Source organism: Bacterioplanes sp. CLAM21, from assembly GCF_059641015.1.
In genome coordinates, this window is record NZ_CM184929.1 from 3,870,183 (window position 1) to 3,896,403 (window position 26,221).

Genomic DNA, 26,221 nt, shown 5'->3' on the forward strand with positions numbered 1-26,221 from the left:
CAACAGTGGATTGAACCGATGCAAATCGTATCGAACGCTCATTTGAATTTTTGTACAAGATACGTCAAGGTTTATGACCTCGACCTGACTTCTGAGGACTGCCATGGCCAACATCGCCATCGTCGGAGCTGGCATGGCCGGCTTAACTGCCTTGCAGCAGCTGCGACAAGCCAACCACGTTATTCACGTTTTTGATAAAAGCCGCGGCTCAGGTGGACGGCTAGCCAGCAAAAAAGTGGGCCACGCCAGTTGGGATATGGGGGCACAGTTTATCCGCAGCCATAGTGCTGAGTTTACCGCCCAGCTAGAGCAGTGGCAGAAGCAGGGCTGGCTTGCCCGCTGGCCCATCACCCCTTGGATCATCGATAAAGGCGGCGCACGGCCGTCGCCAGATCAGGTTGATCGGTACGTTGCCGTACCTCGCATGACAGGCCTAAGCCGACAATTATTAGCAGCCGCCGACCAGTTTTCGCCCTCCACCCGCATCGTGCAATGCCAGTGGCAGCAGTCGCAATGGTGGCTGCAGGACGAGCAGCAACAGCGCCACGGTCCCTTTGATGCTTTGGTTCTCAATATGCCACCAGCACAGGCACAGCCACTGTTGGCTGACAGCCCGCAACTACAGCAACAGTGCCAGGTAGCCATGCAACCCTGCTGGACCCTGCTGATGGCGTTTGAGCAAGGTATTAATGTCCCCTTCGATGGCGCCTTTGTGCGTACTGGCGCCCTTACCTGGTTAGCGCGCAACAACAGCAAACATCAACGCGAGCCACTGGAAAGCTGGGTGATTCAGGCCAGCCACGACTGGAGCCAAGAGCATATCGACAGCCCAAGAGAGTTGGTACAACAACAGCTGACGCAAGCCTTCTGGCAAGCACTGGCATTAGACCCGCAAGCGCCGAGCGAGCAGTGGTTGCATCGCTGGCTTTACGCTATTTGTGCTAATCCGCTGCAACAAGGGGCTCTGCTGGACGGCGATAAACGCCTCAGCGTTTGCGGCGACTGGTGTGATCGCGGCGCCATTGAAGGGGCTTGGCTCAGTGGCAATCAGGCCGGGCAATGGCTACGAAACATTCTGGAGTAAGGTATGAAAGCATCAATTTTATTGGCCCATGGCAGTAGTGACCCACACTGGCTAGCACCGTTTGAGCAACTGCTACAGCGTATCCGTCAGCAATTACCAGGCGATCAACCCGTGCGATTGGCCTATATGGAACTGGCATCGCCGACACTGGCTAGCCAGGTCGATGAGCTGGTCGGCAGCGGTGCCAGCCACATCGATGTATTGCCATTATTCTTTGCAGCCGGGCGCCATTTGCGCCGCGACGTGCCAGCAATGATTGCCGAACTCTGCGAGCAACATACGGGCGTGCACATTGAACTGCATCAGCCGGTAGGTTTAGAGCCCGAAGTCAGCGCCGCCATTGCCCAGGTGGTCACTCGGCGCATTGGCTAAGACCGTGTCCCCTTATGCAAAACCACAGTAGTAACACCAATACTTATACAACTTTAGGTTTATTTGTACAAAAAATATTGACCAGCTGAACGTTTTTGGGCCAGACTAATCCTATACAAGTATGAACCATAGGTTATACAAAGATGGCACAGTCAATATCGTCCTCCACTACCAACAACGGCGGTCGCATCCCAGTAGGCATCAGTGCTTGCCTGCTGGGGCACAGTGTCAGATTTAATGGCTCCCACAAACGCTCGCGCTTTTGCACCGACACCCTCAGCTGCTACTTCGACTTCCGACCTTTATGTCCAGAAGTCGCTATTGGCATGGGGACACCGCGACAGCCCATCCGCCTGGTTAGCAAGACAGCTAATGATGAACAGATTCGCGCCATCGGCAGTGACGACGCCAGCATTGATGTAACCGAAGCGCTGTCAGAGTACGGCCGCACCCAGGGTCAGCAGCAAACAGATTTGTGCGGCTACATATTTATGCAAAAGTCGCCCAGCTGTGGCGTTTTTGGCGTTAAGCGTTATTTGGAAAATGGTCACCCAGAAGGCACCACCCAAGGGCTATTTGCCAAACATTTTTGCCAGCAAAACCCTTTGATGCCGGTTGAAGAAGCGGGACGCTTAAACGACGCAGGCTTATTAGAAAACTTTATGCTGCGTGTGTTTACCTACCACGAGTGGCAAGAATTTATACGCCAGCCATACACTGCTGGTGACCTCATCGACTTTCACTCACGCTATAAATATTTGGTGATGGCGCACAGCCTAGTGCACTACAAAAGCCTCGGGAGACTTTTAGCCAATCTTCACGCTCAGCCATTAAGCGATATTGCAGATGAATACATTAGCCAGTTGATGGCAGCGTTAGCGAAACCGGCCAGCCGCAAAATGCACACCAACACCTTGATGCATTTGCAAGGCTATTTAAAGAATCTGATAAACCCCAGTGACAAACAAGAACTAACCCAGGTGATTGATGATTATCGTCAGGGAATTGTGCCCTTAATCGTGCCACTGACGTTGCTCAAACATCACTTAAATCACCACCCTGAAGCAAATGCCTACGCTCGTGCTCAGGTCTACCTGAACCCTTATCCCTATGAGCTGGGGTTAAGGAATCGTATATGAGCATGGCTTATCCGATTCGTGAGTTCTCTCGCATTACCGGTGTGAACCCGGTAACGCTAAGGGCCTGGGAGAGGCGCTACGGTATTATTAAGCCAGAACGCACTGAAAAAGGTCACAGACTGTATAACGATCAGCATATCGGTCGGGTTAAAAATATTCTGTATTGGCTGGAACAAGGCTATCCCATTCGTCAGGTTAAATTGCTGATTAAAGACAATCAGCAGTCCCAACCATCTAGCGATGATAATTGGTCATCTATGCAATATGACATTATCCAAGCGGCGACCCAGCTCAACAATCATAAACTGGATCAACTGTTTAGCGACGGATTGTCCTGTTACCCCATGTCGGTTTATTACGAGCATTGTCTTTTACCTGTGCTGCAACATGTGCGCAGTCAACACGAGCAACCTCTTTTAGCACGAGCCTTTGAGTATTTACTAAAACGCAAGCTGTGCACATTTATGCATCATCAACAGAAGCACAGTGATGGCCCGGCGATATTATTGGCAACCAATCATGAAGATGCAGAAATTGAGCTGCTTTCCTGTGCCTATGCATTAGGTGCAGCGGCTTTTCAGACACACTATTTCGGCGCCAAACTCAGCGCCAATGATCTGGCATTAGCCGCTGTCAGCTTATCTTGTCAGCATCTGTGGTTGCATTTTCACCCGTGTAATCTGGATGTCAGTCGCCAATGGCTACAGCAGTTGCAGTCACTCGATATCCATTTGTATGTCTCTGGTGCGATACCGGCACAGTTCAATCAGCAAAGCGACATACACATTCTACCTGAGACTTTTAGCCAACAAATTCAACAGTTTATAACCAGTGGAGACTTTTCGTGAGCCAGTTGGTGTGGTTTCGCAATGACTTGCGAGTACATGATAACCCCGCTTTATTTCATGCATGCCAACAACCAGGCCAGGTGTATGGATTAGTTTGTTTGACACAAGAGCAATGGCAACAACACGGGTTGGGCGAAAGAAAATGGCAACTGCTCATCAATTGCGTGCACGAATTGCGCTCGTCTCTAGAAAGTCTAAATATACCCTTACTGGTCATTAACAGTTCAACGTTTGCCAACAGCGTGGAAGAGATCAAACAGCTTATCACTTATCTTAACAAACATAAGGTGGTGATCAGCTCATTGCATTTTAACCTTGAATACGAAGTCAATGAGCGCAAACGCGATATTGAACTACAGCGCTGGTGTCGAACCAAAAACATAGAAGTTTACAAATTCCATGATCAATGCGTGATTCCACCAGGAGAAGTTGTCACTAAACAAGATCTGCCATTCAAAGTATATACACCATTTAAAAAGGCCTGGTGGCAACAATTCGAGCAGTATCAGCAAGCACCACTGGCCAAGCCCAAAAGGCGCCCTAACATCGCCGTCAATGAGAAAGAGTTACTGGCATTTTGGCAACAGCTCCCAGCCCAAGTGAAAGATGACTTGTGGCCGTGCTCAGAGCATCAGTGCCATCAAAGATTACAAGATTTTCTCGATCAGAATGTTTGCTACTATGCCGATGAACGCGATTTCCCAGCTAAGCCTTCTACCAGTCAGTTGTCCTATGCTTTGTCGTTAGGTTTGTTATCTCCCCGTCAATGCCTGTACAGCGCATGGCAACAAAATGGTTGTGTACTTAGCGGAGGAAATCCCGGCCTTGATAGCTGGATCAACGAACTTATCTGGCGAGAGTTTTATCGTCATTTAATGGTTGCATTTCCTCAGCTATGCAAACACAAGGCGTTTAAGCCAGAAACAGAAAATGTTGCCTGGCGCACAGGCAAAGCAGCCGACGCTGACTTTAAAGCATGGCGCGAGGGTAACACCGGCTATCCCATTGTCGATGCTGCACAACGACAATTAATAGAAACAGGATGGATGCATAACCGCCTGCGGATGATCAGCGCCATGTTTTTGACCAAGCATCTGTTAATAGATTGGCGTCGCGGTGAGGCACACTTTAACCAGTATTTGGTAGATGCCGACTTAGCATCCAACAACGGTGGCTGGCAGTGGAGTGCCTCTACCGGAGCGGACGGTGCACCTTATTTTCGTATTTTTAATCCAACGACTCAATCACAACGCTTTGACCCTAATGGTGACTTTATTAGTCACTTTGTTCCTGAACTTAATTCTTTATCTGCGCGCGACCGCCATCAGCCAACAGACCTTCAGCGAAAGAAAACGGGTTATGGCAGCGCAATTGTTGAACACAAATTTGCCAGACAACGAGCTCTGGATGCCTTTAAGCAGTCCAGTCAACAGGCACATGACCAGGCTTCATTAATTGAGTGAGCATTCCTATGAATAACGGAGATGTCAGTTCATGGACTCAGATAAAGCGCTGGATAGATTCTAGCGCCGATGATGGTACACCCATGACCAGCACCCAGTTTAATGGCTTACGAGTGGTGCCCTTTATCTTTGTCCATGCCACTTGCTTGTTGGCATTTGCATTGCCCGTCAGCACCACAGATGTAGTCGTTTGCTTGGCCTTATACTGGCTGCGCTTATTTGCGATCACAGCTTTCTACCATAGATACTTTTCCCATAAAGCCTTTAAAACCAATCGTTTTTGGCAGTTTGTCTTTGCCCTGATCGGCAATATGGCAGCACAGCGTGGTCCGCTATGGTGGGCAGCTCACCATAGAGCTCACCATCAGCATTCTGATACAGAAGAAGATCTACACTCCCCTGTTCAACGAGGCTTTTGGTGGAGTCACATGGGATGGTTTACCTGCGATGCCAGTTTCAAAACCCAGTGGCATCGAATAAAAGACTTTGCTCGCTATCCAGAACTCAGATGGCTAGATAGGTACGACATTTTTGCACCATTTTTACTCGTGGTTATATTGTTTATTACCGGACAATGGCTAGCCAACTACTATCCCGAGCTGGGGACCTCAGGGCTGCAACTGGTGATTTGGGGCTTCTTCATATCTACGGTGCTATTGTTCCACTCGACAGTAACCATCAACTCATTGGGTCATATTTGGGGCAAACGACGGTTTAATACCAAAGACAACAGCCGCAATAATGCGTTACTGGCACTGCTCACGTTAGGAGAAGGATGGCACAACAATCACCACCGCTGGGCAACATCCGCTCGCCAGGGATTCTATTGGTGGGAGATCGACATTAGTTTTTACCTGCTTAAAGTCCTGCAATGGCTGGGGATCGTCTATGACCTAAACCCAGTACCAGAAAAGATTCTGCTTGAGGGCCAACAACCAAGTACAAACGAATCTCTGGCAGTCAATGCGGGAGATAAGTCATGAACCAGGATCAGTTTCCACAACTTATCGATGAGTTTAAATCTCTATATCGCCAGTTGGACAAATATACCGTCAACGAATCACTGCTCTCTCGTTGCTACCATAGCGACGTTGTATTTCAGGATCCTTTTCATACCGTATCTGGCCTGACAGCATTGAAGCAATACTTCATGTCGTTATATCAAAACGTCAAAAGTATAGAGTTTGTCTTTCATCAGCACTGGTTCAATGAGCAGGGTTTTATCCTCAGTTGGACCATGCTGTTTCAACATCCCCGTATCAATGCAGGGCAACAAGTCTGCGTTGAAGGTATTACCCAGCTAACCATTCGAGACGGCGCAATTATTGAGCACAGAGATTTCTTTGATGGTGGGCAATTATTGTACGAGCACATCCCCTTGCTTGGCAAAGTCATTAGGGCTTTAAAAAAGAGGATGTCTCAATGAGTTATGTGCCACTAAAACAACAATCGATTTGGTTGGTGGGTGCTTCCAGCGGTATCGGTGAAGCGCTGGTCGCAGAGCTACAACCGCGCTGCCATCAGCTTTATATCAGTGCGCGTAACGACAAAAAACTGCAAACAATGGCATCTCGATATAACAATGTTAAAGCACTGCCACTGGATGTGACTGATGCTGATGCTGTTCAATCTGTCGCCAATCAGATCTCTGAAAAGGGTGGTATCGATATGCTGATAGCAAACGCCGGGACCTGCGAATACGTCGATGTTCAGCAGTTGGATGTGGCTTTATTCGAGCGTGTTATGCGTACCAATTTTATCGGCTTAGTGAACTGCACAGCTGCCGCGCTGCCTCTATTAAGGAAAAGCCACAAAGGATGTTTGGCGGCCATGAGCAGCAGCTCAAGCTGGCTGGCGATGCCTAGGGCGCAAGCTTATGGTGCCAGTAAAGCGGCAACCAACTACTTTATGGAAAGCATGCGTGCCGACCTCGTACACGAAGGAATTGATACATGCATTATCTATCCAGGATTTGTTGATACACCATTAACCCAACGCAACGACTTTGATATGCCAATGATGATCAGCGCAAGTGAGGCCGCCCGGCACATAGCTCATGGTTTAGAGCAACGCCAACTCACCATTCATTTTCCGAAACGGTTCACCTGGCCATTGAGAATATTGGGACTACTGCCGGCATTACTTCGACTAAAGATTGCTGCGCGTCTATCACGCCAATAAGGAGCCGTTGAATGATGTCCAATCAACAGCGCATTGCTATCGTGGGCTCCGGAATTTCTGGATTAACCTGCGCTTATTTATTGCATGAGAAGTACGATGTCAGCTTGTACGAAGCCAACGACTATCTTGGCGGCCATACACAAACGACAGGCGTCAAGGTTGGATCACAGACGTTTCCAGTTAACACCGGGTTCATCGTTTTTAACGACTGGACCTATCCAAATTTTATAAAATTAATGGATCGTTTAGGTGTTGCTAGCGAAGCCTCCGACATGAGCTTTAGCGTTAAGTGTGAGCAAACGGATATGGAGTACAACGGCCATGACCTGAACTCCTTATTTGCGAAACGTAGCAACCTTATCAACCCTAAATTCTGGGCAATGATTCGCGACATCTTACGTTTTAATAAAGAGACTAAGGCTGAGCTAGAGAGCGGACAGCTTGACAAATCTGAAACATTGGGTAGTTATTTAAAACGTAACAACTACGGACACTACTTTTGCCGCTATTACATCATCCCCATGGGAGCGGCAGTTTGGTCAGCCAGCGAAGATATGATGATGCAATTTCCGTTATATTTCTTCGTACGATTTTTTAAGAATCACGGCATGCTCAGTGTCGATGACAGGCCACAATGGCGAGTGATTTCTGGCGGTTCGCGCAGCTATGTCGAACGTATTCAGCAACGGGTGGGTGAACAGCGGTTTCGCTTGAATGACGCCGTTGAACGCATTGAGCGCCATAACGATCATGTCATTATCCATTCAACTCAGGGCAGTGAGCGCTTTGATCACGTCATCCTGGCTTGCCATAGTGATCAGGCGTTATCGATGTTAACGGCTCCCAGCCTAGAAGAGCAGCAAATACTGGCAGCCATTCCATACAAAATGAACGATGTCGTATTGCATACAGATGCCAGTATTCTACCGAGGCGAAAAAATGCCTGGGCTGCCTGGAACTATCACATTGATTCTCGCCAGAACAATGAGGCTGTTGCGGTTACTTATTACATGAACCGGTTGCAGAACTTTGACAATGCACCACAATCCTTCTGCGTCACCCTGAATAAAACCCAGGACATTCACCCCGACAAAATTATTCGCCAATTTCAGTACGCTCATCCTGTGTTCACCCTTGAAGGCATGGCGGCACAGCAACGTCATCATGAGATCAGTGCGATCAATCGAACTCATTACTGCGGCGCTTACTGGTTTAATGGGTTCCATGAAGATGGAGTCTGCAGCGCACTGCGTGTATGCAAGGAATTCGGAGTGAGCCTGTGAACAGTGCTCTGTATCTTGGCCAGGTTCGCCATCGACGATTTGATCCTGTTGCTCACCAGCTTAACTACCAAGTATTTATGGTCATGCTGGATCTGGACGAAGTAGACGAAGTAATGGATATGCATCCTTTTTGGTCGGCCAGCAAGCCTGCTTTGGCACGCTTTAATCGACTAGATTATTTTATGGCAGAGCATGCCTATGAAAACACCGCAGCCGACTTAAAGCAGCAAGTCCAAGATACTTTTTTACAAGAAATGGGAGAACAGGTCAGTAAGGTTTGTCTTCTCACCAACCTGCGTTATTTTGGCTATTTGATCAATCCTGTCAGTTTTTACTATGGCTACAGAGCAGACGGCAGCTTGGCTGGCGTGCTGGCGGAGATTACCAACACCCCTTGGGACGAGCGCTTTCACTACAGCTTACTGGCAGAAGGTAAGCAGACCGCACGCTCAGCGGCTCCCGTGAAGATTTATCAGAGCGGTACTAGCGTCAAACGAGAATATACCTTTGCCAAGGTATTTCATGTGTCCCCATTCAACCCACTAGAGATGAATTATCGTTGGGTGATGGAAGATCCAAGCCAGCAGCTGCGAATTCATATGGAAACCTTGCAGAACCACCATAAAGACTTTGACGCGACTATGGTGCTTAGCCGCCATGAGTTAAGTCGAGCCAGCATGGGATGTGTACTGCGCCAATATCCATTGATGACCCTGAAGGTGTTCTGGGGCATTTATTGGAATGCGTTACAACTATGGCTTAAAAAATCTCCTTTTTACCCTCACCCCAAAAATCAACCTGAAAACGACTGGCAGCAGAAGCATGATTATCAGCAGGCCAGTAGGCAAAAAACGTGTCGCCAACAGGAGAGCATTCGATGAAAACCATAACAGCGAACACTGACTCTATTCATTGGCTTGATCGACTGTGTCGTAGCGGTTTGTTTAAAACTCTTGATCGGTTACACACTGGTTTGCTGCGCGTCTATGAAGGCGAACAGTGCCATGAATTTGGCAAACCAGACCCTGAGCTACAGGCTAGCATCTATATTGATGATTATGAAGCGTACCGCAGTATCGCTTTAACCGGTAGTGTTGGTGCCGGCGAAGCCTATATGACCGGGGACTGGCGCTGCGACGATTTACCGACGTTAATCCGTATTCTTGCCCGCAATAAAGACGTTGTAGACAGTATTGATAGTGGCTGGGCCAGCCTGGGGCAATGGTTGCTAAAAGGTTTACATTATATGAACCGCAATACTGCCAAGGGCTCACGGCGAAATATTGCCGCCCATTACGATCTTGGCAATGATATGTTCGAGTGTTTTCTCGATCCCACCATGATGTACTCCAGTGCGATATTCCCTGATAAAGATGCAACATTAGAGCAGGCATCTATCCATAAACTGGACCGTATTTGTCAGAAATTGCAGCTCAATGAAAATGATAGATTAGTTGAAATCGGCACCGGCTGGGGTGGCATGGCCATACACGCGGCCAAGCACTATGGTTGTCACGTTACCACCACTACCATCTCCAAGCAGCAATACGATTGGGCCGAGCAACGTATCATGGAGCTTGGGTTACAAGATAAGATTACTCTATTGCTAGAGGACTACCGCGATCTCCGCGGCCAGTACGACAAGCTGGTATCGATTGAAATGATAGAAGCCGTCGGCCATCAGTACTTAGATACTTATATCGAAACCTGTAACCGGTTACTAAAAGACGATGGTATAGCTCTGATTCAGGCCATTACTATAGACGATCAGCGCTATGAACAAGCCAAAAAAGAAGTCGATTTTATTAAGCGCTACATATTCCCTGGCAGCTTTATTCCCTGCGTTACCGCAATACAAAGTGCAGTGACTAGAGTCAGTGATATGAAAATGATCCACATGGAAGATATTACTTCTCACTATGCGCGTACCCTAGCCTGCTGGAGAGAACAGTTCTTAAATCAACGTCATAGACTTCATGAACTCGGCTACGATGACGACTTTATTCGTTTGTGGGATTTTTATTTCGCTTATTGCCAGGGTGGTTTTGCCGAACGAGTTATCGGCGATGTTCACCTGATGTTTGCCAAACCTCTTAACCGTCGCCCACATGTTCTTGGGCAATTAGGCTAGCAATATGATCAAGCCCCTGCCTATGCAGGCAAAGCTAATCGGCAATGTGCTGGTATTCCAAGCCTGTTGGCTAGCTTGTGTCTTGGGTGGAAACTTGGCGGCACTGGTAAGTCTACCTGTGCTGCTAATTTGGCATCGTTTTCTATTGCAGCCTGGTGAATTGCCGTTATTAGCGTGGGTTAGCACGGTTGGTATTGCTGCAGATTCTTTGCTACTTGCAATTGGCTGGATGCAATTCCCCAGTTATGAAAGCTGGATAATTCCACCTTGGTTAATGATTCTGTGGCTCGCCTTTGCGAGCACTTTGCGACATAGCCTCGCTTGGCTTATACGACGCCCTTGGCTCGCTATAGCACTCGGCGTAGTGGCTGCCCCATGCAGCTATTACGCCGGTATGAAACTTGAAGTCGTAACCATCACCATGTCTGGATTTATTGCCATTGCCATTATCTGGGCATTGTTACTCGGTACCGTTAGCTGGCAGGAAGTGAGACGATGCAACCTATCATCTTGATATTCATACTACTGGGCTGCACGCTGGTCCACGCCAAAGTCGTCTTAAACTACCATGGGCATGCCTATCAGCCGGGCACTGAAAATCTGTTATATATCGAACACCATAGGTTGACGCTGGTAGACGGTAGCCTCAGTCAACGCCAGGTCGAGTATCGGGATGCACAAGGTAACCTCATCGCCGAAAAGCGCAATCTATACCGTCAATTGAAGACAGCTCCAGAGTTTACCTTAAACGACTTACGCAAGGATTATCGGGAACAAGTCGTGTTTGAAGATGGGCAGTTCATTATGAAACTGCAAGACGGTAGCAAGCAAAAGCAAGCTAGCGTCGATGGCGATCTACAGCCATTGGTCATAGACGCCGGCTTTGATGAGTTTGTTCGCCAGCATTGGAACACCTTGTTAAAAGGCAACAGCGTCGATTTCTTTTTTGCAGCGCCTGCCAGGCAAGATGTTATCGCCTTTCGGCTGGTACCCACCCTAGTTACAGATAACGAACTGCAGCTGGAGATGCGCTTGCAGTCTCGCTGGTTGGCCTGGCTCTTGGATCCTATCGTGCTCCATTACGAGCGCAGCAGCCAGCGCCTGCGTATCTATCGAGGGATAAGTAACCTACAAGATGCCGATGGCAATGGGCTAGACGTCGACATCCGCTACCGCTATGACGAGTTGGTTCACAATTGATTCAGCTAAAGCTGATAAACTGCCGTGAAATTGCCTTGGTCCCATCAGGAAGGAAGCCCAATGTCAGAATTAAACCTTGTCACTCCCCAGCTGTGGCGTCGTTCATTGCTGGCCTTGGCCTGTGCTGGGGTCAGCATCAGCAGTGTGGCCAATGATGACGTCACACTGGATACAGTGGAAGTGAGCGGAAGCAAAGAACCTTTAACAGAGATTTCAACCAAAAAGCTATTGCGCCTGCCTGGCTCAGGAAACGACCCCTTGGCCGCCATTGAAAGCTTGCCAGGCGTCACTTTCGCTGGCGGAAATCAATCTGAGCCTGCTGTACGCGGCTCATCTCCAGAAGATAATGCCTACATTATCGACTTCCTGCCCGTTGGATACATATTTCACACTGATTCCAGCAGCATCCTCAGCGATAACGTGGTAGAGGACTTCAAACTGGAAACGGCAGCCTTTTCGGCCCAATACAACAACGCCACTGGCGCAGTAATTGAGGCGACCTCGCGTTCGCCTTATTATGATCGTAGCCAAGTCGTTATTGATGCCAGCTTCTTAAAAGCAGGTATCTTCGTTGAAGCCCCCATCAGTGAAAATCAAAGCTTCTATTTTGCTGGGCGTCAGAGTCTATTCCAGTATTACATTGAAAATTTCCTCGACGATGAGGACTTCAAGTTCACCACAGTGCCCGAGTACTACGATTATCAAGGCAAATATGAATACCGTATTAGCGACAGTGAAACCTTAGCCTTTCAGGTCATCGGTGCACGTGACAAGGCGGGTCTAAAGTTTGCAGATGATTCTGATGAAGTATTGCAGGACCCAGGTCTTAGTGGTGGCATTAACTTTGAGTCATTTTTTAACAGTCAAGGATTGCTTTGGACCAAGTTCTATCAGAATGGAATGAGCCATAAGATCGGTTTATCTCATTTAGAGCAGAAGTTTGCGTTTAATATTGGCATCGACAACCGCATCGACGTTAAAGTTAATGACTTTAATCTGCGCAGTCAGTTTACCTACCCTATTAATTTCAAACACGAGTTGCAGTGGGGCCTAGAAGTTACCGAAAGCCACATCAGCTACGATGGACGTTTTGAAGCGCCACCCTGCGATGAGTTTGACCCCGACTGCCGCATTGTTGATGGAACGGAAACCATCGAAGGAGACGGCAAACCCGTCGTGTTAAACCTCGATGGCCATATCGCTGATAGCTGGCAAGTCACTCGCGATTGGAACTTGACTGCCGGCTTAGCGTTGTCAAACGATGACTATACTGACGAGCGCTTTGCCGAACCTCGTATTCAAAGCCGCTGGCAATTTACCCCTGGCTGGACCTTCACCACCGCCTATGGCAAACACCATATTCTTCCGGATGCCTTTGGCCAATATGTTGCTCCTTTTGGCAATCCAGATCTAAAGCAGCCCACCGCTGACCACTACGAGCTGGGCTTGGAAAATGAAATCGATGAGAATCTATTCTGGAAGGTCGAAACCTACTACAAAACCTTAGACAACATTATAGTGGGACGCCCTTCAAAAGACCCTTTATATGCTGACCTCAGTGAAGAACAATATAACGCTCTTCCACGTTATACCAATGATGCTGACGGTAAAGCCTGGGGCATGGAGTTCTTTCTTAATAAAAACCTAACGGATCGCTGGTACGGCTGGGTTTCCGTTGCCTACTCCCGCACTTTCCGCCATGACAACCTGACTGGACGCGATTTCAACTACAACTACGATCAGCCTGTTATTATTAACACGGTTGCTAATTATCAATTGAATGAAAACTGGCAAATTGGCTTTAAGTGGCGTTATCAGAGTGGTCAGTTGATTACGCCATTAGAAACCGCTATTCAAGACAGTGAAGATCCTGATCTATACAACCCTGTTTATGGTACGGTTAATTCAGAAAGGTTACCTGCAAATCACAAGCTGGACGTACGTGCTGATCGCAGCTTTAACTTCCGCAACTGGGATATGGACCTCTACGTTGAAGTACTTAATCTGTACGGTCGAAAAAATGTCGTCGGCTACGAATATGAAGGTGCAGACTATAGCAATAGAGAAGAAGTAACTGATCTTCCAACCATTGTGTCACTTGGAATAAAAGCGAGAATATAATCATGAAATCAGATCATACCTGGCTAAATTGATAAGGTATGATCTGATTAACATACATCAGCTAATGACAGCTGACATCCACCGTTTTTGGATACCAAATAGCCCCAACCACATTCACTAAACTGCTGGCCAGCCAATTCAGAAAGCTGAGTTCTGTTTTGACGGATACCCATTCGTCTCCATTGCATTCTTCTTCCAACACCACAGGGTCAGACACCTCGATCAATGCCAGAACAGCATTATGATGCCACTGTGAGGTGGTGTAACTGACGCTGTCACCTGAACTTACTCTATCAAAATGAATAGTTGAACAGCCAGATAAGGACCAAATCAAAATTAGGACTAGTAGTTTCATACTGTTTAAATTTCTCATTTGCACCACACGTTAGCAGTGTGAGGGGCATATATACCCAGGGTCACTATGGTCAGCAAGCCATCTACAAAGGTCTGCTGACTCTGCAATTGCGCGGCCCCCGAATCACCACAAATCCTCGATACGTCGATCCTACGCTCACCAATCAAACCAAATAGATAAAATGCCTGACTCTGAGAGAAGTCTGGCTGATGAGAAACCCTGATGTTATATTCCGTTTGAATCGTTACAGTAGAACAGCCATATAATAAGGAAAAAAATAGAAACAACAGAACCTTAACCTTCACTAAAACCAACTCCTTCAACAACAATTGCCATACAGAAAAACTAAATCAATATTCATTATTAAAATCACAGACCATTATTTACTTTTGCCGTAAGAACGTGATCCTCCCAGCGCCCTGCAATTCTTAAGTAATCGCGTGCATAACCTTCTTGTTCAAAACCAAGCTTCTGAAGAAGCTTAGCACTTGCAAGGTTTCTTGGCATGTAATTAGCCATAATACGATGAAGTCCGACATCTGAAAACATATAGTCAATCGTTGTAGTTAGCACTTCAGTCATATAGCCCTTTGCTTGAAAGGCGTGATCAATAGAGTAACCAAGAAAACAGGCTTGGAACACTCCATAAACAACATTTGAGTAGTTACATACTCCAATTATTCTATCTTCATGGTACGGCTGTACCACAAATCTAAAGTTCGCTCCCTCTTCAAAAGAACGTTCACTGTCTTCTCCCATTAGCTGGAAGTGCTCTAAAGTATAAAAGCTACTGTCACGTAGAGGTTCCCAGGGAGCTAAATGGCCCTGATTTCTGAAATAGTAGTCCAACAATGCTTCAGCATCTGACCTGCTTTGGATTTTAATTCGTGTTTTTTGACTCGATAACATGATACTTAACTGAATACTCGGCGATAAACTATTGTCTATGATGATATATTTATTGTTTAAACTTCATAACTACCCTAAGTGTTTGTAGAATAACAGTCTGGCTCTACTAGAGAAAGAACATGCTTATTATATGTCGCCATGGCCAGACCGAGTGGAATGTCAATAGTCGACTACAGGGCTGGAGAGATTCACCTCTAACAGGCCTAGGTATTCAACAAGCAGAACAATTGGCAGAATTATTAGCTACGATTACGGATGGCCAAGACTTCAGCATAACTTGCAGTCCATTAGGGCGCGTCCAACAAACCGCTAAAATTGTATCCACCCGCCTGGAGAACGATATAACGGTTACAACCGATAATAGACTCAAGGAATACTCTTTTGGCCAGTGGGAGGGCTTAACCCTCACTCAGGTTCAACAACGTTATCCACAACAGTGGCGAGCGAGATTAGCCGATAAATGGAATTACCAAATCCCCGATGGTGAAAGCTACGCTCTTCTATCTCATCGAACCTGTGATTGGCTGCACAGCCTTAGCAATGATCACTACACTGTTGCAATCTGCCATGAAATGACCGCTAAGACTATTCGTGGAGCGTATCTTGGGCTATCCCAACAGCAAACTATGGCACTATCTCAGCCGAATGATACTGTCATTATTTTGGAAGGTGACCATGAGAAAAAATTCTGTACAACGCATGATGAATAAGGGTATTCCATACAGTGATTATTGAATATTCCGAACCATACCAACAGCAAGTTGGCGACCTTATCGTATCGATACAAGTCCAAGAGTTTGGAATCGACATAAACCTTGATGATCAACCAGACTTGCTCAATATTGCCAAATTTTACCAGCAGGCTGGCGGTAACTTCTGGTTATTCTTGATTAATGACCTAGTGGTTGGAACTATCTCGTTGCTAAACATCGCAGATGGTAGCTTTGCCCTTCGAAAAATGTTTGTGCACCAAAAATATAGAGGCCAAATCCATAATATTGCAGCCCAGCTACTCAAACATGCAGAAGAATGGGCAAGATCACAGAAATCATCTGTTATCTACTTGGGTACCACTGATCGTTTTAAAGCAGCCCATCGTTTTTACGAAAAGCATGGTTATCGAACAATTGCAATGAGTGAGCTACCTCAATCATTCCCTGTTATGTCGATAGATAGCATTTTCTATAGTAAGTCTTTACCCACGCGTCCAACAGCCACAACGTGGAATGATAACACTTGACATTCGCCAACAATAGAACAAGGATGTTCATATGAAACCGATGACTCAAGCACACAGCGCACGAATTATTACCATTCCTTAGGAATGGTGGGCTGCTGTATGCACTGAATTTTATTCAACCCACCCTGAGAGGTGGGTTTTTTGTATCTGCCTCAATGGGAACCATAACGCAGGAGGCTAGATGAAACGCATTGCAATATTTGGCAAGCCGGGTAGTGGCAAGTCCACGCTCAGCCAGCAGCTAGCGGCCCAAACAGGGATTCCGCTGCACCAGCTGGACAATATCATGTATCAGCCCAACGGTACCGTGATTGATCGCCAGGCCTTTGATACAGCTCATGAGCATATATTGGCAGAGGAACGATGGATTATCGATGGCCTGGGTCCTATTGACGCTTTTTTCAAACGTCTAGAGCAGGCAGACACCCTGATATATATCGATCTGCCTTATTGGCTGTGCTACTGGTTAGTCACTAAGCGCTTAATAAAGGCTATTTTTGTTCATCCTGACGGCTGGCCAGAAGGATGCTCGGTTTTAAAGGGAACCTGGCAAAGCTATAAAACCTTGAAACTTTGCCCAAAGTTCTGGAATGATCGTTTTACCGCATCACTGGATGAATTATCCAGCCAGCGAGCTGTATTGATTATTCGATCATTGATCGATTTCAATGACTTAATTCATCAGAGATCATCACTCAACAAATAAACTAGCACCATGCCCGGGCACCTGTTCAAGGCGCCCTTCTTAAGCTTCCCACTATGTTTACAGCTCCACCTTTACTTCGATGATGTCGCTAGATAGCAACCTGCCGCAACGAACGTTGAGCCGATGATTTTTCCAGCTATTGTATTCGCCGTAGACTTGGTAACCAGAGAGTTAGCTTTGCAGGCAACTGCAGAGTATATCATCAGGCAAGTAAATGAGAGCGCCATAAAGCTTGTTACTAAGATAACAAACTGGGGTAATAAAGGTTGTGAGACAGATACAAATTGAGGGAAAAGCGCAGTGGTAAACACAATCGCTTTAGGGTTCGTTAAAGCAACTAAAACACCCTGGAAATATAAACCTCCCGCCGGCTTGTTTTCTGCCGCCGCGTTTATCTCAATTTTTGCCAGCCCAGTTCGCCAAAGTTTGACTCCCAAATAAGCAAGATAAAACGCCCCGATCAATTTTAATAGGGTAAACCCGATTGCAGAATGAAGCACCAGTGTACTGAGACCCAGAACGGACAAGGTAGACATAACAAACAGCCCAGAAACATTACCCAAGACCGTCATTAGTGATTTCTTAAAACCATAAGAAACACTGTGTACCGACACCAATAAAGCGGCAGGGCCTGGGGTAGCTGTTGCCAATAAGGCCATGGCACAAAACGCTAACCAACTTTCTATTTGCACTGATCTCTCCTTAACGCTTAACTATCGGATAGCAATGCCTCAGCGTGCATCGTGACGGACTAATCTTAGATTCGATTAGCTGACTACACCTGACTCTATCAGATTAAGACTCATAGCCTAGCCGTTTTGGCGATAAACACCTCACATAAGCTATAAAGGAGTGTCGGCTGTTCCGCTCTCACTGTCTACACTACGAATATTATTACTGGTGTCCGTTGACTCGGGAGAAAAGCCCCCTCTGCATTTGCCACACTGCTAGCAAGCGATAGCATCATAATACTGCAAAGAGAATGACGGCAAGCCGAGATATTGCTGTGCATGCTCAATGGTAGCAACGGCCGCATAGATCGATTGTCGAGTGGAACCATATCGTAAAAACAGTGCGCAACAGAGTAGCCAGAGCACCAGTAACAAACGCTCCCTAAGCAGCACTAACAAGTTCAATCACCACGGTATATTATCCATTATCAGTATGATGGCACTTCAATGTAAGACAGAGATCTATATATGTCGGTAAGCAGAGTCTTGGTACTGGGTGGCTACGGAAATTTTGGCAAACGCCTTGTCGTGAGCCTGGCTCATATTCAGCGCATCACCATAATCGTCGCCGGTCGAAATGCCAATAAAGCCGAGCAATTCTGCCAGCAGCTGTCAGCAACCTCGGTTGCGACACTGGAGGCTGCGGCACTGGATACGCAAAGCTCAAATTTTCCGAACGCCTTAGCAGCTCTGGCACCAGACCTTGTCATACATACTGGTGGTCCCTTTCAAGGACAAAATTATAAAGTCCCAGAGGCCTGTATTAACATCAATAGCCACTACATCGACCTAGCCGACGATAGGCGCTTTGTTTGCGATATCACAAACCTGCATGAGCAAGCATTGGCCAATGGCGTGCTCGTCATTTCCGGTGCCAGCTCAGTGCCGGGCTTATCGTCAACGGTTATCGATAGTGTTATTGCAAAGTTTGCAACACTGGAATCGATTGATTTTTACATCGCACCAGGAAACCGTGCAGAGCGTGGTGAAGCCACCGTCAAGGCCATCTTAAGTTACACCGGACACGCTTTTCCGGTATTTGAGAATGGGGGTTGGCGCAAACAATATGGATGGATGTCTCCGCGACGAGTTGATTTTGGTGGACGCATAGGCAAGCGCTGGTTAGCCAATATCGACATCCCTGATTTGGAGCTCTTTCCAGCTCGCTACCAAGTGCTGCAAACCGTTAAATTTCAAGCGGGACTTGAGTTAACCACATTACATTTGGGTATGGTGTTCATGGCTATGCTGGCACGTATTAAACTGATCAAGGACTGGTCAGTGTTTTCTGGGCCGATTTTTAAATGCAGTGAATTGTTTGAAACGTTCGGTACTGATATTGGCGGTATGCAGATCAACCTCCAGGGTAAAGACCTCAACAACAAGCCCAAGAAAGTAAAATGGACACTCTGTGCAGAAAACGGTGTCGGCCCTTATATACCCACGATTGCTGCGATAATCATGGCGAAAAAGCTCATTAATGGAGAGCTATCAGAACGAGGGGCTATGCCTTGCTTAGGGATGTTTTCCCTGCAAGAGTTCGATAACGAAGTCAGTCAACTCGATATCTACCACACCACGGAGGAAACCCTTGGATAGCTACCTCATCCTTAAACTGTTGCATGTTTTAGGTGCTGTTGTCATTACTGGTACAGGTGCAGGTATCGCCTTTTTTATGTTGATGGCCCATCGTTCGTCTAATATTGCAGCCATAGCCGTCACTGCACGCCATGTCGTTTTAGCCGACTGGATTTTCACCACGCCTGCCGTTGTCATTCAGTTCGTTACCGGAATACTGCTTATGCAGCGATTGGGCTATTCCTTCAGCTCTACTTGGTTCTTGCTAGTTATCAGTCTGTTTGTATTTATCGGCCTTTGCTGGATTCCTGTGGTGTTAATCCAGTATAAGTTAAAGTCTTTGGCAAACTTGGCGCTGGATTCAGGGCAATTACAACCCAGATTTCACCACTTGATGCGTATTTGGACGTGTCTTGGCATACCCGCTTTTTTGTCCGTACTCGTCATCTTTTGGTTGATGATATTTAAACCCTACTCTGTGGTGTAAACCGAATTTATGGACAGATCTGCTCACATACTGGCTAGAGCCAGCCTCAGTTTTGTTTGGATTTTTACCGGTGTTACATCAGCATTTTGGGCTCAAGATATCGGTTATCAAGTATTAGCTCAGGCTGGCATCACGGGGAATACAGCAACACTGTCGATCTATAGCGGCAGCTTACTTGATGTTGTTATTGGCGTATGGATTATCACCGGACTAAGGCGCAAGCTCTGCTACCTGCTTCAGATTCTGGTTATGCTGCTATATACACTGCTGCTCACCATCATCGACCCTAACTTTTGGCTTCATCCATTTGGTCCCTTAACCAAGAACTTGCCAATGCTAGCCTTGGTTTATTACCTCTATCTAAAAGAGTAACAACAACTGCCCCTTCAGCTGAACTAGCGCTACTTTTCTGCTCGCTGACACACATCGCGCTAGCTGTTTCGCACAAAGAACTCATGAGACCAGCACTGCGAGAAACGTTCTCCTCCTCTCACCGCCTCCGACGGGCCAATTACGTATTTTTTTGTCACATTGTTCTTTAAATCTCAACAATCATCCCCATAATAGGGGGGTACCTAAGAGGAATGACACTCATGCAAATTGGAAAACGAGAAGAGTTTGACCTCAACGAAATGGCCATCTTTGTCCATGTCGTCGACGCCGGCAGTTTCACTGGAGCCGCGCGCAACCTAGGGCTGCCGAAGTCAACGGTCAGCCGCAAGATCACCCAATTGGAAGAACGCCTGGGTGTACGCCTGATTCAGCGGACCACACGCAGCTTGCGCCTGACCGATACCGGCACCGCCTATTACAACCATTGCTCTCGCATTCTGTCGGAAATTGAAGAAGCCAACATCGCGGTTACGCAAATGCAAAGCACCCCCACCGGGACTCTGCGCATTACCGCGCCTGTGTTGTTTGGTTCCACCGTACTGAGCTCTTTGGTGGCTGAGTTTATGGATCGCCACCCGCAAGTGAATGTCGATATGGTGCTAAGCGATCAAAAACTGGATCTGGTACAGGAGGGCATCGACGTTGCCTTTCGTATTGGCCAGCTGGAAGATTCCTCTTTGATTGGTCGCCACTTGGGCGATGCCAGAGCACTGTTGTGTGCCAGCCCCGATTACCTGCGCCAGCATGGTAGCCCCAGCCACCCAGATCAGCTGCGCGACCACAGGTTATTAACCGCCTCGCAATTTATGCAATGGCATCTGACCAATGAACATGGTGAAGACTGCACCGTACAGGTGAGGCCACAACTGCAGGTCAATGACTTTGCTAGCCTGTATACCCTAGCCTTGTCTGGGGCAGGCATTACCCCACTGCCCACCCTGATTGCTGCTTCTGCTATTCGTGCCGGCAATCTGGTACCGGTACTGTGTGACTGGCCGTTTGAAGCCAACCCTATCCATGCTCTTTACCCAAGCAATCGACACTTATCAGCCAAGGTCCGTTCGTTTGTCGATTACGTCATCGACAGTGTTCGCCCGAACCCACCGTGGGAAGTAGACCTGGGAGAAAGTGACTGCTTGCAGGGTACCCAATCGTCATCGCATCATTGATAAAACTGTCACACGGAGGTGTTGCATGCGCCCTTGGATATTGATCACTGCCCTGGCCTGTCTGCCAGGGTGTGCCTTAACCTCTTCTCAGCCCTCTGCAAACATCGCTGTCGCAGCAACCAGTACTGCAGTCACGCTAACGTCACAGCTCCATCGCAGTGAACAAGCCAGGGCCAGAGATGAGTACCGTCATCCGCAGCAAACGCTGAGCTTCTTTGAGCTTCAGCCCGAACATACCGTGGTGGAAATATGGCCAGGTGGCGGCTGGTACACAGAGATATTGGCACCCTACCTGCGTGACCATGGCCAGCTGATTGCAGCCCATTGGCATCCTCAATCCAAGGTCGGTTTTTTTAAACGCCTGCGCAATGATTTCGACAATGATTTTTTAACTCAGCCTGAACTCTATGGCGACATTCAAATGTCGATACTGGAGCCGCCGCAGTGGCTACAACTGGCGCCAAACGCCAGCGCCGATCGGGTACTGACCTTTCGCAATGTGCACAACTGGATGCGTAATCAGCAAGAGCAGGCGGTGTTTAACGCCGCTTTTAACGCGCTAAAACCCGGTGGTCTTTTGGGCGTGGTGGAACACAGAGCACCGGCTAGTTTTAGCCGCCAGCAAATGATCGACAGTGGTTACGTCAGCGAAGACTACGTGATCAAATTGGCACAAAAGGCGGGCTTTGTTTTGGCTGGTAAAAGCGAGCTAAATGCTAACGCTCTAGATAATAAAGATCATCCCAAGGGGGTGTGGACACTGCCGCCGTCACTGCGATTAGGTGACGACAACAAAGATCATTATCTGTCCATTGGCGAAAGTGATCGCATGACGCTGAAATTTAGAAAGCCCGTAACAGACTCGCGCTAATATTTCAGCTGCTGCGCTGCTGTTGCAACGCTTGGCCGGTATCCAATAAACGCTGTATGGCATCAACGGGTAGATGCTGTTTTGCTAACAACAGCTCAGCTGCGGCAAGAAAATCACGCAGCCCCTGATCCATGGTCAGACCCTCATGAAAAATGCGGTTGGTTTCTTCCACCGCATATTCAGAAATGGCTTCCAGTCGCTGCTCTTGCTGCTCGTCCATGCCCAGAATATGCATGCTGCTTTCGACCTGTTCAGAGAAATTCTCCACCACATCGGCAATATCTCGCATCACCTTGAGCTGAGATTCATCGACTTCATCCACTAAACGACGCATTTGCAGTGCCATTTCACGAATTAGATGCCCTTCTAATTGCAGTGAACGTTGATTATCCAAGGCATCGATCCGGGCATCGGCTCCCTGCAGCAAAGAGAAAACGTTATCTTTAATGGCGCCATATTTGTTGTCATCGTCAACCGGCATGTTCTTTACCAGTATCGACACCCGACCGTAATTCATAATCGAGCGACGACCAAAATCAACGTAACGACCTTCATCTTTACAGGCTTCGAGCAAAGACGATTCCATCGCTTTTGCCATGCCATTGGCTTCCATGTTTTTAACGTCAAAGCGACTGCGCAGCTGCAAACTGCAATTTAAGCTGTAATTGCGCAAAGCCTGAAATAAGCGCATGCCCAGCTCATCAAGATTATTGCAATGATGGCAATCCAATAAGAACTGAATATTCACCCCCAAATCGGAGGTACCACTCATGGCCAGAAAAGCCATTTCATTCGCCTGCTGTAACTGCAGCCTTAACTGATCATTGGCGATTTTATTCATCGCCAAATGATCGAGACGGCCACGCAGTTCAGCCAGCGCATCGGCCTGTAAACAATCATCACAGCCCACTTCATAAAGCTTTAATCGCAACGCTAACTCGTCATGATTAACGATCACCACCAAGGGCACCTGATCATGAGCCTGGCGTAATTGTCGACAGATAGCCGTTACATCGTCATTGGTTAAGGTTCGAGCATCGATAAGAATCAGCGCTAAAGGCTCATTCACATTCAGCTCTTCGCCAGGCTTAGATAATAAACATTGATACTGGGGCTCCAGCCACTGCTTAATATCATGGCTGTTGTGTTGCGCAATGATCAGGGTTAAACGTTCGGCCATTCCTTCAGCCCCGTATTGATATCTTTCTCTGGTTTAGCCGAATGGCCCGAATTTTTCCACTAATTCTATAGGGTTACTGCTACAACAGTAACATCTCCTTAGCTCGATGAATGGCCTGGGTACGACTTTTGGCCCCCAGTTTGACGTTGATTTTTCGGGCATGGGTTTTTACCGTATGCAGCGAGATAAATAGCTGATCAGCAATTTCCTGATTGGAAAAACCCTGCGCCATCTTGCGCAGTACATCCAGTTCACGGGCGCTTAACTGCGCCACACTGATCGGCACATCATCAACCGGCAAGCCGCTATTATTGCCCGCCGGCAGCCACACGGTTAAATCCATTTGTATGCCCTGGCGCTCCAGCAATTGCTGTATGCGACTCTGAATCAGTTGGCTATCGGGATGCTGACGAGCTTGCAAAGCGCCAGCACGCACCAACTGCATCACCTGGTTCATTAAGCTGCCACGGCTGTGTTGCAGCCAATCCTCGGCTTGCGCCAAGCAGGCGTCATGATCTTGGCTGGCGAGGTATAAACGTGCTTGGGTAACGGCGGCTAAGCCAGGGAGCATGGGAAACACTTCAGGGCTAGGCAGTTCATGACACGCTTGGCCGCGACAAATCTCATCAATACAGCCCTGAGCCCGCTGCAGTTTATGCTGGCTGATCCAAACATTGGCTTTCACCAACAGTAACCAGTCGTAGCTGCTTTGCGTCACTCGCCAGTGTTGCATCAATCGTTCGACCTGATCGAGCCAGTCTAATGCTCTATCTGTATCACCCTGCGCCGTCGCTCGCATGGCGTGCACCGCAAAGCCATAACAAACTGATATGTCCTGCGCCTGACTGGCATCGGTTAAGCCTTGCTGCAGCAGCTCCAGTACCCGTGCATCGTCATCCGGGTTGCCTTGTAACCACAGCAAAAACGCCCGATACAGCAATAACCGGCCACGCGGCAAAGGTGCCAAGGGCTCCCGACCATCCTCCAGCAGCACTAGAGCTTGTTCGATAATTTGGCTGGCGCGGCTAATATTGCCGCGATTCAGCTCAATTCGGGCATAGTCGTACTGCACCAGAGCTTCCATCGCCAAAGCCCGGTGCTGACGGGCAATGTCTTGGGCGTAGCGATTCCACAGGCGGGCACTATCAGGGTCGTTACGAGATAGTGCCAGGTGTGCCAGGGTGCTGCTCATCAAAATACGGACACTGTAGCGCTGTGCCGGCAACTGTTGCAGCGCCTGCTCACACAACTGCTGAGCCTTTACCATCTGGCCTTGCAATCTGGCCTGATAGCCCTGCAAGGCGTACAGCTCTGCCGCTGGCAGTTGGCACTGTTGTAAACGTTCGAGCAGCGGCGCGGCATGGTCTTGCTGCTGAGTTAATAGCCAAGCCCAGGCCGCCATTTGCATATTACGCGGGCTGGCATGAATCAGCTCACTACCGGCCTGCTCAAACCAGGCCAGCAAACCTGCAATATCGAGATTGGCGAGAATGGATTCAGCCTCGGCTTCCACCCAATCCGCGACTTCATGGGTTAGACCCGCAGCACGAGCATGCTGCAGTGCAGCGACCGGCTCATGGTGCTGGCTAAGCCAGGTAAAGGCACGCTGATGCAACACTTGCCGACGGGCTGGCGATAATTGCTGCCTGAGCACCTGGGCCACGGCGGGGTGCAGCTCGTACCAATCGCCTTGAGTCGCCAATGGTGTGACAAACAGGTCTTGCGACAGCACCTGCTGCCAACGCTCATGCAGTTCAGACTCGGCTAAACACACATGCAATAAATCGTTGGTAAAGCGGCCAAGTACCGCCAGCTGGCGCCAAAACGTCAGCACCTCAGTTGATAAATGACGTAGCACTTCGGCATTCAAATAGTCAGCCAGAGGCTTTTGCAATGCCGCTAATGAGGCGCTTGCTGCCGGCCCTTGATTCAACCAAATACGCAAGGCGGCAGGCCAACCTCGTAGCTGACTATGCAGCTCAGTGGCCAGACGATGGGGCGTCGCTAGTTCTGTTTTGGCCAACCATTGGCGAGTTTCATCGTCGCTAAAGGCCAGCTGGCCTGCAGATATCCAGCCGATATCGGCGTGCAAATGCAAACGCCCAAGATAAGCTGGCAAATAGCGGGCGCTGAATAGCATACGAACATTGGCAGGTAGCTGCTCTATGATCAGCCCTAATACCTGACAGGCCTTTTCATTCGACAACCAGTGCACGTCATCCAGGCACAATAATACCGCCTCATCAAAACTGGCGACTTCCTGAATCCATAACAGCAACACACCGCCAATATCGACTTCGCCACGCTGCTGCGTCGCTTGCCAATGCACCAGCGCATCGGTAGCCACCCCGGGCAGTTGACGTTCTGCCAATTCAAGAAAATGACGTAAGAAGCCTTCGGCGCTGTTGTCCTGATCGTCCACAGACATCCAGATCACCGCCTGCTGACGGGTCTGGCTGCGCTGATAATCGGCCATTAACTGAGTTTTGCCGTAACCGGCCGGCGCCAATAAGCAGCACAAACGATGATTTGCCAGCTGCTGCAACAACGCTGGCCGCTGCAGCATAGGTCGAGCAGGCTCAGCAATACGTGCCTTGCTGGCGATACGTGCAGTCAGAGACTTTTGCTGCAGTCGTTCGGCCCAATAAGGGGAGGAAGGTGGAGTCAGCTCCATGCGCAGGCTTTGGCTTCAGGTTGGCAAACAAGCGCCAATCTAACCACGACACCTGCACGAACACAAACTGGCGGTGAGCCGCCAGCCCTCCACACCTGCTGGGAGG

Annotated in this window: 28 protein-coding genes; 22 read left to right on the forward strand and 6 right to left on the reverse strand. The window is 48.2% G+C overall.

What is annotated here, in order from left to right; translation table 11 throughout:
* Nucleotides 1-103: 103 nt before the first annotated feature.
* The 14 genes from AC55FS_RS17720 (at nucleotide 104) to AC55FS_RS17785 (ending at nucleotide 13,822) form a co-directional block, all read left to right on the forward strand.
* Nucleotides 104-1,084 (forward strand): NAD(P)/FAD-dependent oxidoreductase, encoded by a 981-nt coding sequence (locus tag AC55FS_RS17720; RefSeq protein WP_496933623.1) that lies wholly within the window; start codon nucleotides 104-106, stop codon nucleotides 1,082-1,084.
* Between the two features lie 3 nt (nucleotides 1,085-1,087).
* Complete coding sequence (locus AC55FS_RS17725; RefSeq protein WP_496933624.1) at nucleotides 1,088-1,456, forward strand: sirohydrochlorin chelatase; 369 nt, start codon at nucleotides 1,088-1,090, stop codon at nucleotides 1,454-1,456.
* 143 nt (nucleotides 1,457-1,599) lie between these two features.
* The gene (locus tag AC55FS_RS17730; protein ID WP_496933625.1) at nucleotides 1,600-2,595 is read left to right on the forward strand and encodes a YbgA family protein; all 996 of its coding nucleotides are present in this window, start codon (nucleotides 1,600-1,602) and stop codon (nucleotides 2,593-2,595) included.
* A complete protein-coding gene (locus AC55FS_RS17735) occupies nucleotides 2,592-3,443 on the forward strand; it encodes a MerR family transcriptional regulator (protein ID WP_496933626.1) in 852 nt (283 codons plus the stop codon). The genes AC55FS_RS17730 and AC55FS_RS17735 overlap by 4 nt, the downstream gene beginning before the upstream one ends.
* Nucleotides 3,440-4,906 carry a deoxyribodipyrimidine photo-lyase gene (gene phrB, locus AC55FS_RS17740; protein WP_496933627.1) on the forward strand — a complete coding sequence of 489 codons (1,467 nt, stop codon included), beginning with the start codon at nucleotides 3,440-3,442 and terminating at the stop codon, nucleotides 4,904-4,906. Before AC55FS_RS17735 ends, phrB begins: the two co-directional genes overlap by 4 nt.
* 8 nt (nucleotides 4,907-4,914) lie before the next feature.
* Entirely contained in the window at nucleotides 4,915-5,889 is a 975-nt protein-coding gene (locus AC55FS_RS17745) for an acyl-CoA desaturase (RefSeq protein WP_496933628.1), read from the forward strand.
* Nucleotides 5,886-6,332, forward strand: coding sequence for a nuclear transport factor 2 family protein (locus AC55FS_RS17750; protein ID WP_496933629.1), 447 nt, complete (start codon nucleotides 5,886-5,888; stop codon nucleotides 6,330-6,332). Before AC55FS_RS17745 ends, AC55FS_RS17750 begins: the two co-directional genes overlap by 4 nt.
* On the forward strand, nucleotides 6,329-7,087 hold the full coding sequence (locus tag AC55FS_RS17755) for an SDR family NAD(P)-dependent oxidoreductase (RefSeq protein ID WP_496933630.1): 759 nt from the start codon (nucleotides 6,329-6,331) through the stop codon (nucleotides 7,085-7,087). Before AC55FS_RS17750 ends, AC55FS_RS17755 begins: the two co-directional genes overlap by 4 nt.
* Nucleotides 7,088-7,098: 11 nt before the next feature.
* Entirely contained in the window at nucleotides 7,099-8,370 is a 1,272-nt protein-coding gene (locus AC55FS_RS17760) for an NAD(P)/FAD-dependent oxidoreductase (protein ID WP_496933631.1), read from the forward strand.
* Nucleotides 8,367-9,251, forward strand: a complete 885-nt coding sequence (locus tag AC55FS_RS17765; protein ID WP_496933632.1) for a DUF1365 domain-containing protein — start codon at nucleotides 8,367-8,369, stop codon at nucleotides 9,249-9,251. The genes AC55FS_RS17760 and AC55FS_RS17765 overlap by 4 nt, the downstream gene beginning before the upstream one ends.
* Nucleotides 9,248-10,501, forward strand: coding sequence for a class I SAM-dependent methyltransferase (locus AC55FS_RS17770; protein WP_496933633.1), 1,254 nt, complete (start codon nucleotides 9,248-9,250; stop codon nucleotides 10,499-10,501). The genes AC55FS_RS17765 and AC55FS_RS17770 overlap by 4 nt, the downstream gene beginning before the upstream one ends.
* Nucleotides 10,502-10,505: 4 nt before the next feature.
* Nucleotides 10,506-11,015: a DUF2878 domain-containing protein gene (locus tag AC55FS_RS17775; protein ID WP_496933634.1), complete on the forward strand. Its 510-nt coding sequence runs from the start codon at nucleotides 10,506-10,508 to the stop codon at nucleotides 11,013-11,015.
* On the forward strand, nucleotides 10,997-11,701 hold the full coding sequence (locus tag AC55FS_RS17780) for a hypothetical protein (RefSeq protein WP_496933635.1): 705 nt from the start codon (nucleotides 10,997-10,999) through the stop codon (nucleotides 11,699-11,701). Before AC55FS_RS17775 ends, AC55FS_RS17780 begins: the two co-directional genes overlap by 19 nt.
* Nucleotides 11,702-11,761: 60 nt before the next feature.
* Complete coding sequence (locus AC55FS_RS17785; protein ID WP_496933636.1) at nucleotides 11,762-13,822, forward strand: TonB-dependent receptor plug domain-containing protein; 2,061 nt, start codon at nucleotides 11,762-11,764, stop codon at nucleotides 13,820-13,822.
* A 61-nt stretch (nucleotides 13,823-13,883) separates the two neighbouring features.
* Here the strand turns inward: AC55FS_RS17785 and AC55FS_RS17790 are convergent, their stop codons facing one another.
* From AC55FS_RS17790 to AC55FS_RS17800, 3 genes are all read right to left on the reverse strand, one after another.
* A complete protein-coding gene (locus tag AC55FS_RS17790) occupies nucleotides 13,884-14,177 on the reverse strand; it encodes a Bor/Iss family lipoprotein (protein WP_496933637.1) in 294 nt (97 codons plus the stop codon).
* Between the two features lie 14 nt (nucleotides 14,178-14,191).
* Nucleotides 14,192-14,482 carry a Bor family protein gene (locus tag AC55FS_RS17795; RefSeq protein ID WP_496933638.1) on the reverse strand — a complete coding sequence of 97 codons (291 nt, stop codon included), beginning with the start codon at nucleotides 14,480-14,482 and terminating at the stop codon, nucleotides 14,192-14,194.
* 64 nt (nucleotides 14,483-14,546) lie between these two features.
* Complete coding sequence (locus AC55FS_RS17800) at nucleotides 14,547-15,086, reverse strand: GNAT family N-acetyltransferase (RefSeq protein WP_496933639.1); 540 nt, start codon at nucleotides 15,084-15,086, stop codon at nucleotides 14,547-14,549.
* Between the two features lie 119 nt (nucleotides 15,087-15,205).
* Between AC55FS_RS17800 and AC55FS_RS17805 the strand changes: the two genes are divergently transcribed.
* From AC55FS_RS17805 to AC55FS_RS17815, 3 genes are all read left to right on the forward strand, one after another.
* The gene (locus AC55FS_RS17805; RefSeq protein ID WP_496933640.1) at nucleotides 15,206-15,796 is read left to right on the forward strand and encodes a histidine phosphatase family protein; all 591 of its coding nucleotides are present in this window, start codon (nucleotides 15,206-15,208) and stop codon (nucleotides 15,794-15,796) included.
* 14 nt (nucleotides 15,797-15,810) lie between these two features.
* On the forward strand, nucleotides 15,811-16,326 hold the full coding sequence (locus AC55FS_RS17810; RefSeq protein ID WP_496933641.1) for a GNAT family N-acetyltransferase: 516 nt from the start codon (nucleotides 15,811-15,813) through the stop codon (nucleotides 16,324-16,326).
* Nucleotides 16,327-16,507: 181 nt separating this feature from the next.
* Nucleotides 16,508-17,032, forward strand: coding sequence for a P-loop NTPase family protein (locus AC55FS_RS17815; protein ID WP_496933642.1), 525 nt, complete (start codon nucleotides 16,508-16,510; stop codon nucleotides 17,030-17,032).
* 71 nt (nucleotides 17,033-17,103) lie between these two features.
* Here AC55FS_RS17815 and AC55FS_RS17820 read toward each other — a convergent pair whose 3' ends face one another.
* The gene (locus AC55FS_RS17820) at nucleotides 17,104-17,724 is read right to left on the reverse strand and encodes a LysE family translocator (RefSeq protein WP_496933643.1); all 621 of its coding nucleotides are present in this window, start codon (nucleotides 17,722-17,724) and stop codon (nucleotides 17,104-17,106) included.
* Nucleotides 17,725-18,249: 525 nt separating this feature from the next.
* Here AC55FS_RS17820 and AC55FS_RS17825 point away from each other — a divergent pair.
* The 5 genes from AC55FS_RS17825 to AC55FS_RS17845 all read left to right on the forward strand — a co-directional run bounded on the left by AC55FS_RS17825 (nucleotide 18,250) and on the right by AC55FS_RS17845 (nucleotide 22,261).
* A complete protein-coding gene (locus AC55FS_RS17825) occupies nucleotides 18,250-19,362 on the forward strand; it encodes a saccharopine dehydrogenase family protein (RefSeq protein ID WP_496933644.1) in 1,113 nt (370 codons plus the stop codon).
* Nucleotides 19,355-19,828 (forward strand): DUF2269 family protein, encoded by a 474-nt coding sequence (locus tag AC55FS_RS17830; protein WP_496933645.1) that lies wholly within the window; start codon nucleotides 19,355-19,357, stop codon nucleotides 19,826-19,828. Before AC55FS_RS17825 ends, AC55FS_RS17830 begins: the two co-directional genes overlap by 8 nt.
* A gap of 9 nt (nucleotides 19,829-19,837) precedes the next feature.
* Nucleotides 19,838-20,200 carry a DoxX-like family protein gene (locus tag AC55FS_RS17835; protein ID WP_496933646.1) on the forward strand — a complete coding sequence of 121 codons (363 nt, stop codon included), beginning with the start codon at nucleotides 19,838-19,840 and terminating at the stop codon, nucleotides 20,198-20,200.
* Between the two features lie 221 nt (nucleotides 20,201-20,421).
* On the forward strand, nucleotides 20,422-21,390 hold the full coding sequence (locus AC55FS_RS17840; protein WP_496933647.1) for a LysR family transcriptional regulator: 969 nt from the start codon (nucleotides 20,422-20,424) through the stop codon (nucleotides 21,388-21,390).
* 25 nt (nucleotides 21,391-21,415) lie between these two features.
* A complete protein-coding gene (locus AC55FS_RS17845; protein WP_496933648.1) occupies nucleotides 21,416-22,261 on the forward strand; it encodes a class I SAM-dependent methyltransferase in 846 nt (281 codons plus the stop codon).
* A gap of 4 nt (nucleotides 22,262-22,265) precedes the next feature.
* Here the strand turns inward: AC55FS_RS17845 and AC55FS_RS17850 are convergent, their stop codons facing one another.
* Nucleotides 22,266-23,441 (reverse strand): response regulator transcription factor, encoded by a 1,176-nt coding sequence (locus AC55FS_RS17850; RefSeq protein WP_496933649.1) that lies wholly within the window; start codon nucleotides 23,439-23,441, stop codon nucleotides 22,266-22,268.
* A gap of 79 nt (nucleotides 23,442-23,520) precedes the next feature.
* A complete protein-coding gene (locus AC55FS_RS17855; RefSeq protein ID WP_496933650.1) occupies nucleotides 23,521-26,115 on the reverse strand; it encodes a LuxR C-terminal-related transcriptional regulator in 2,595 nt (864 codons plus the stop codon).
* Nucleotides 26,116-26,221 lie beyond the last annotated feature (106 nt).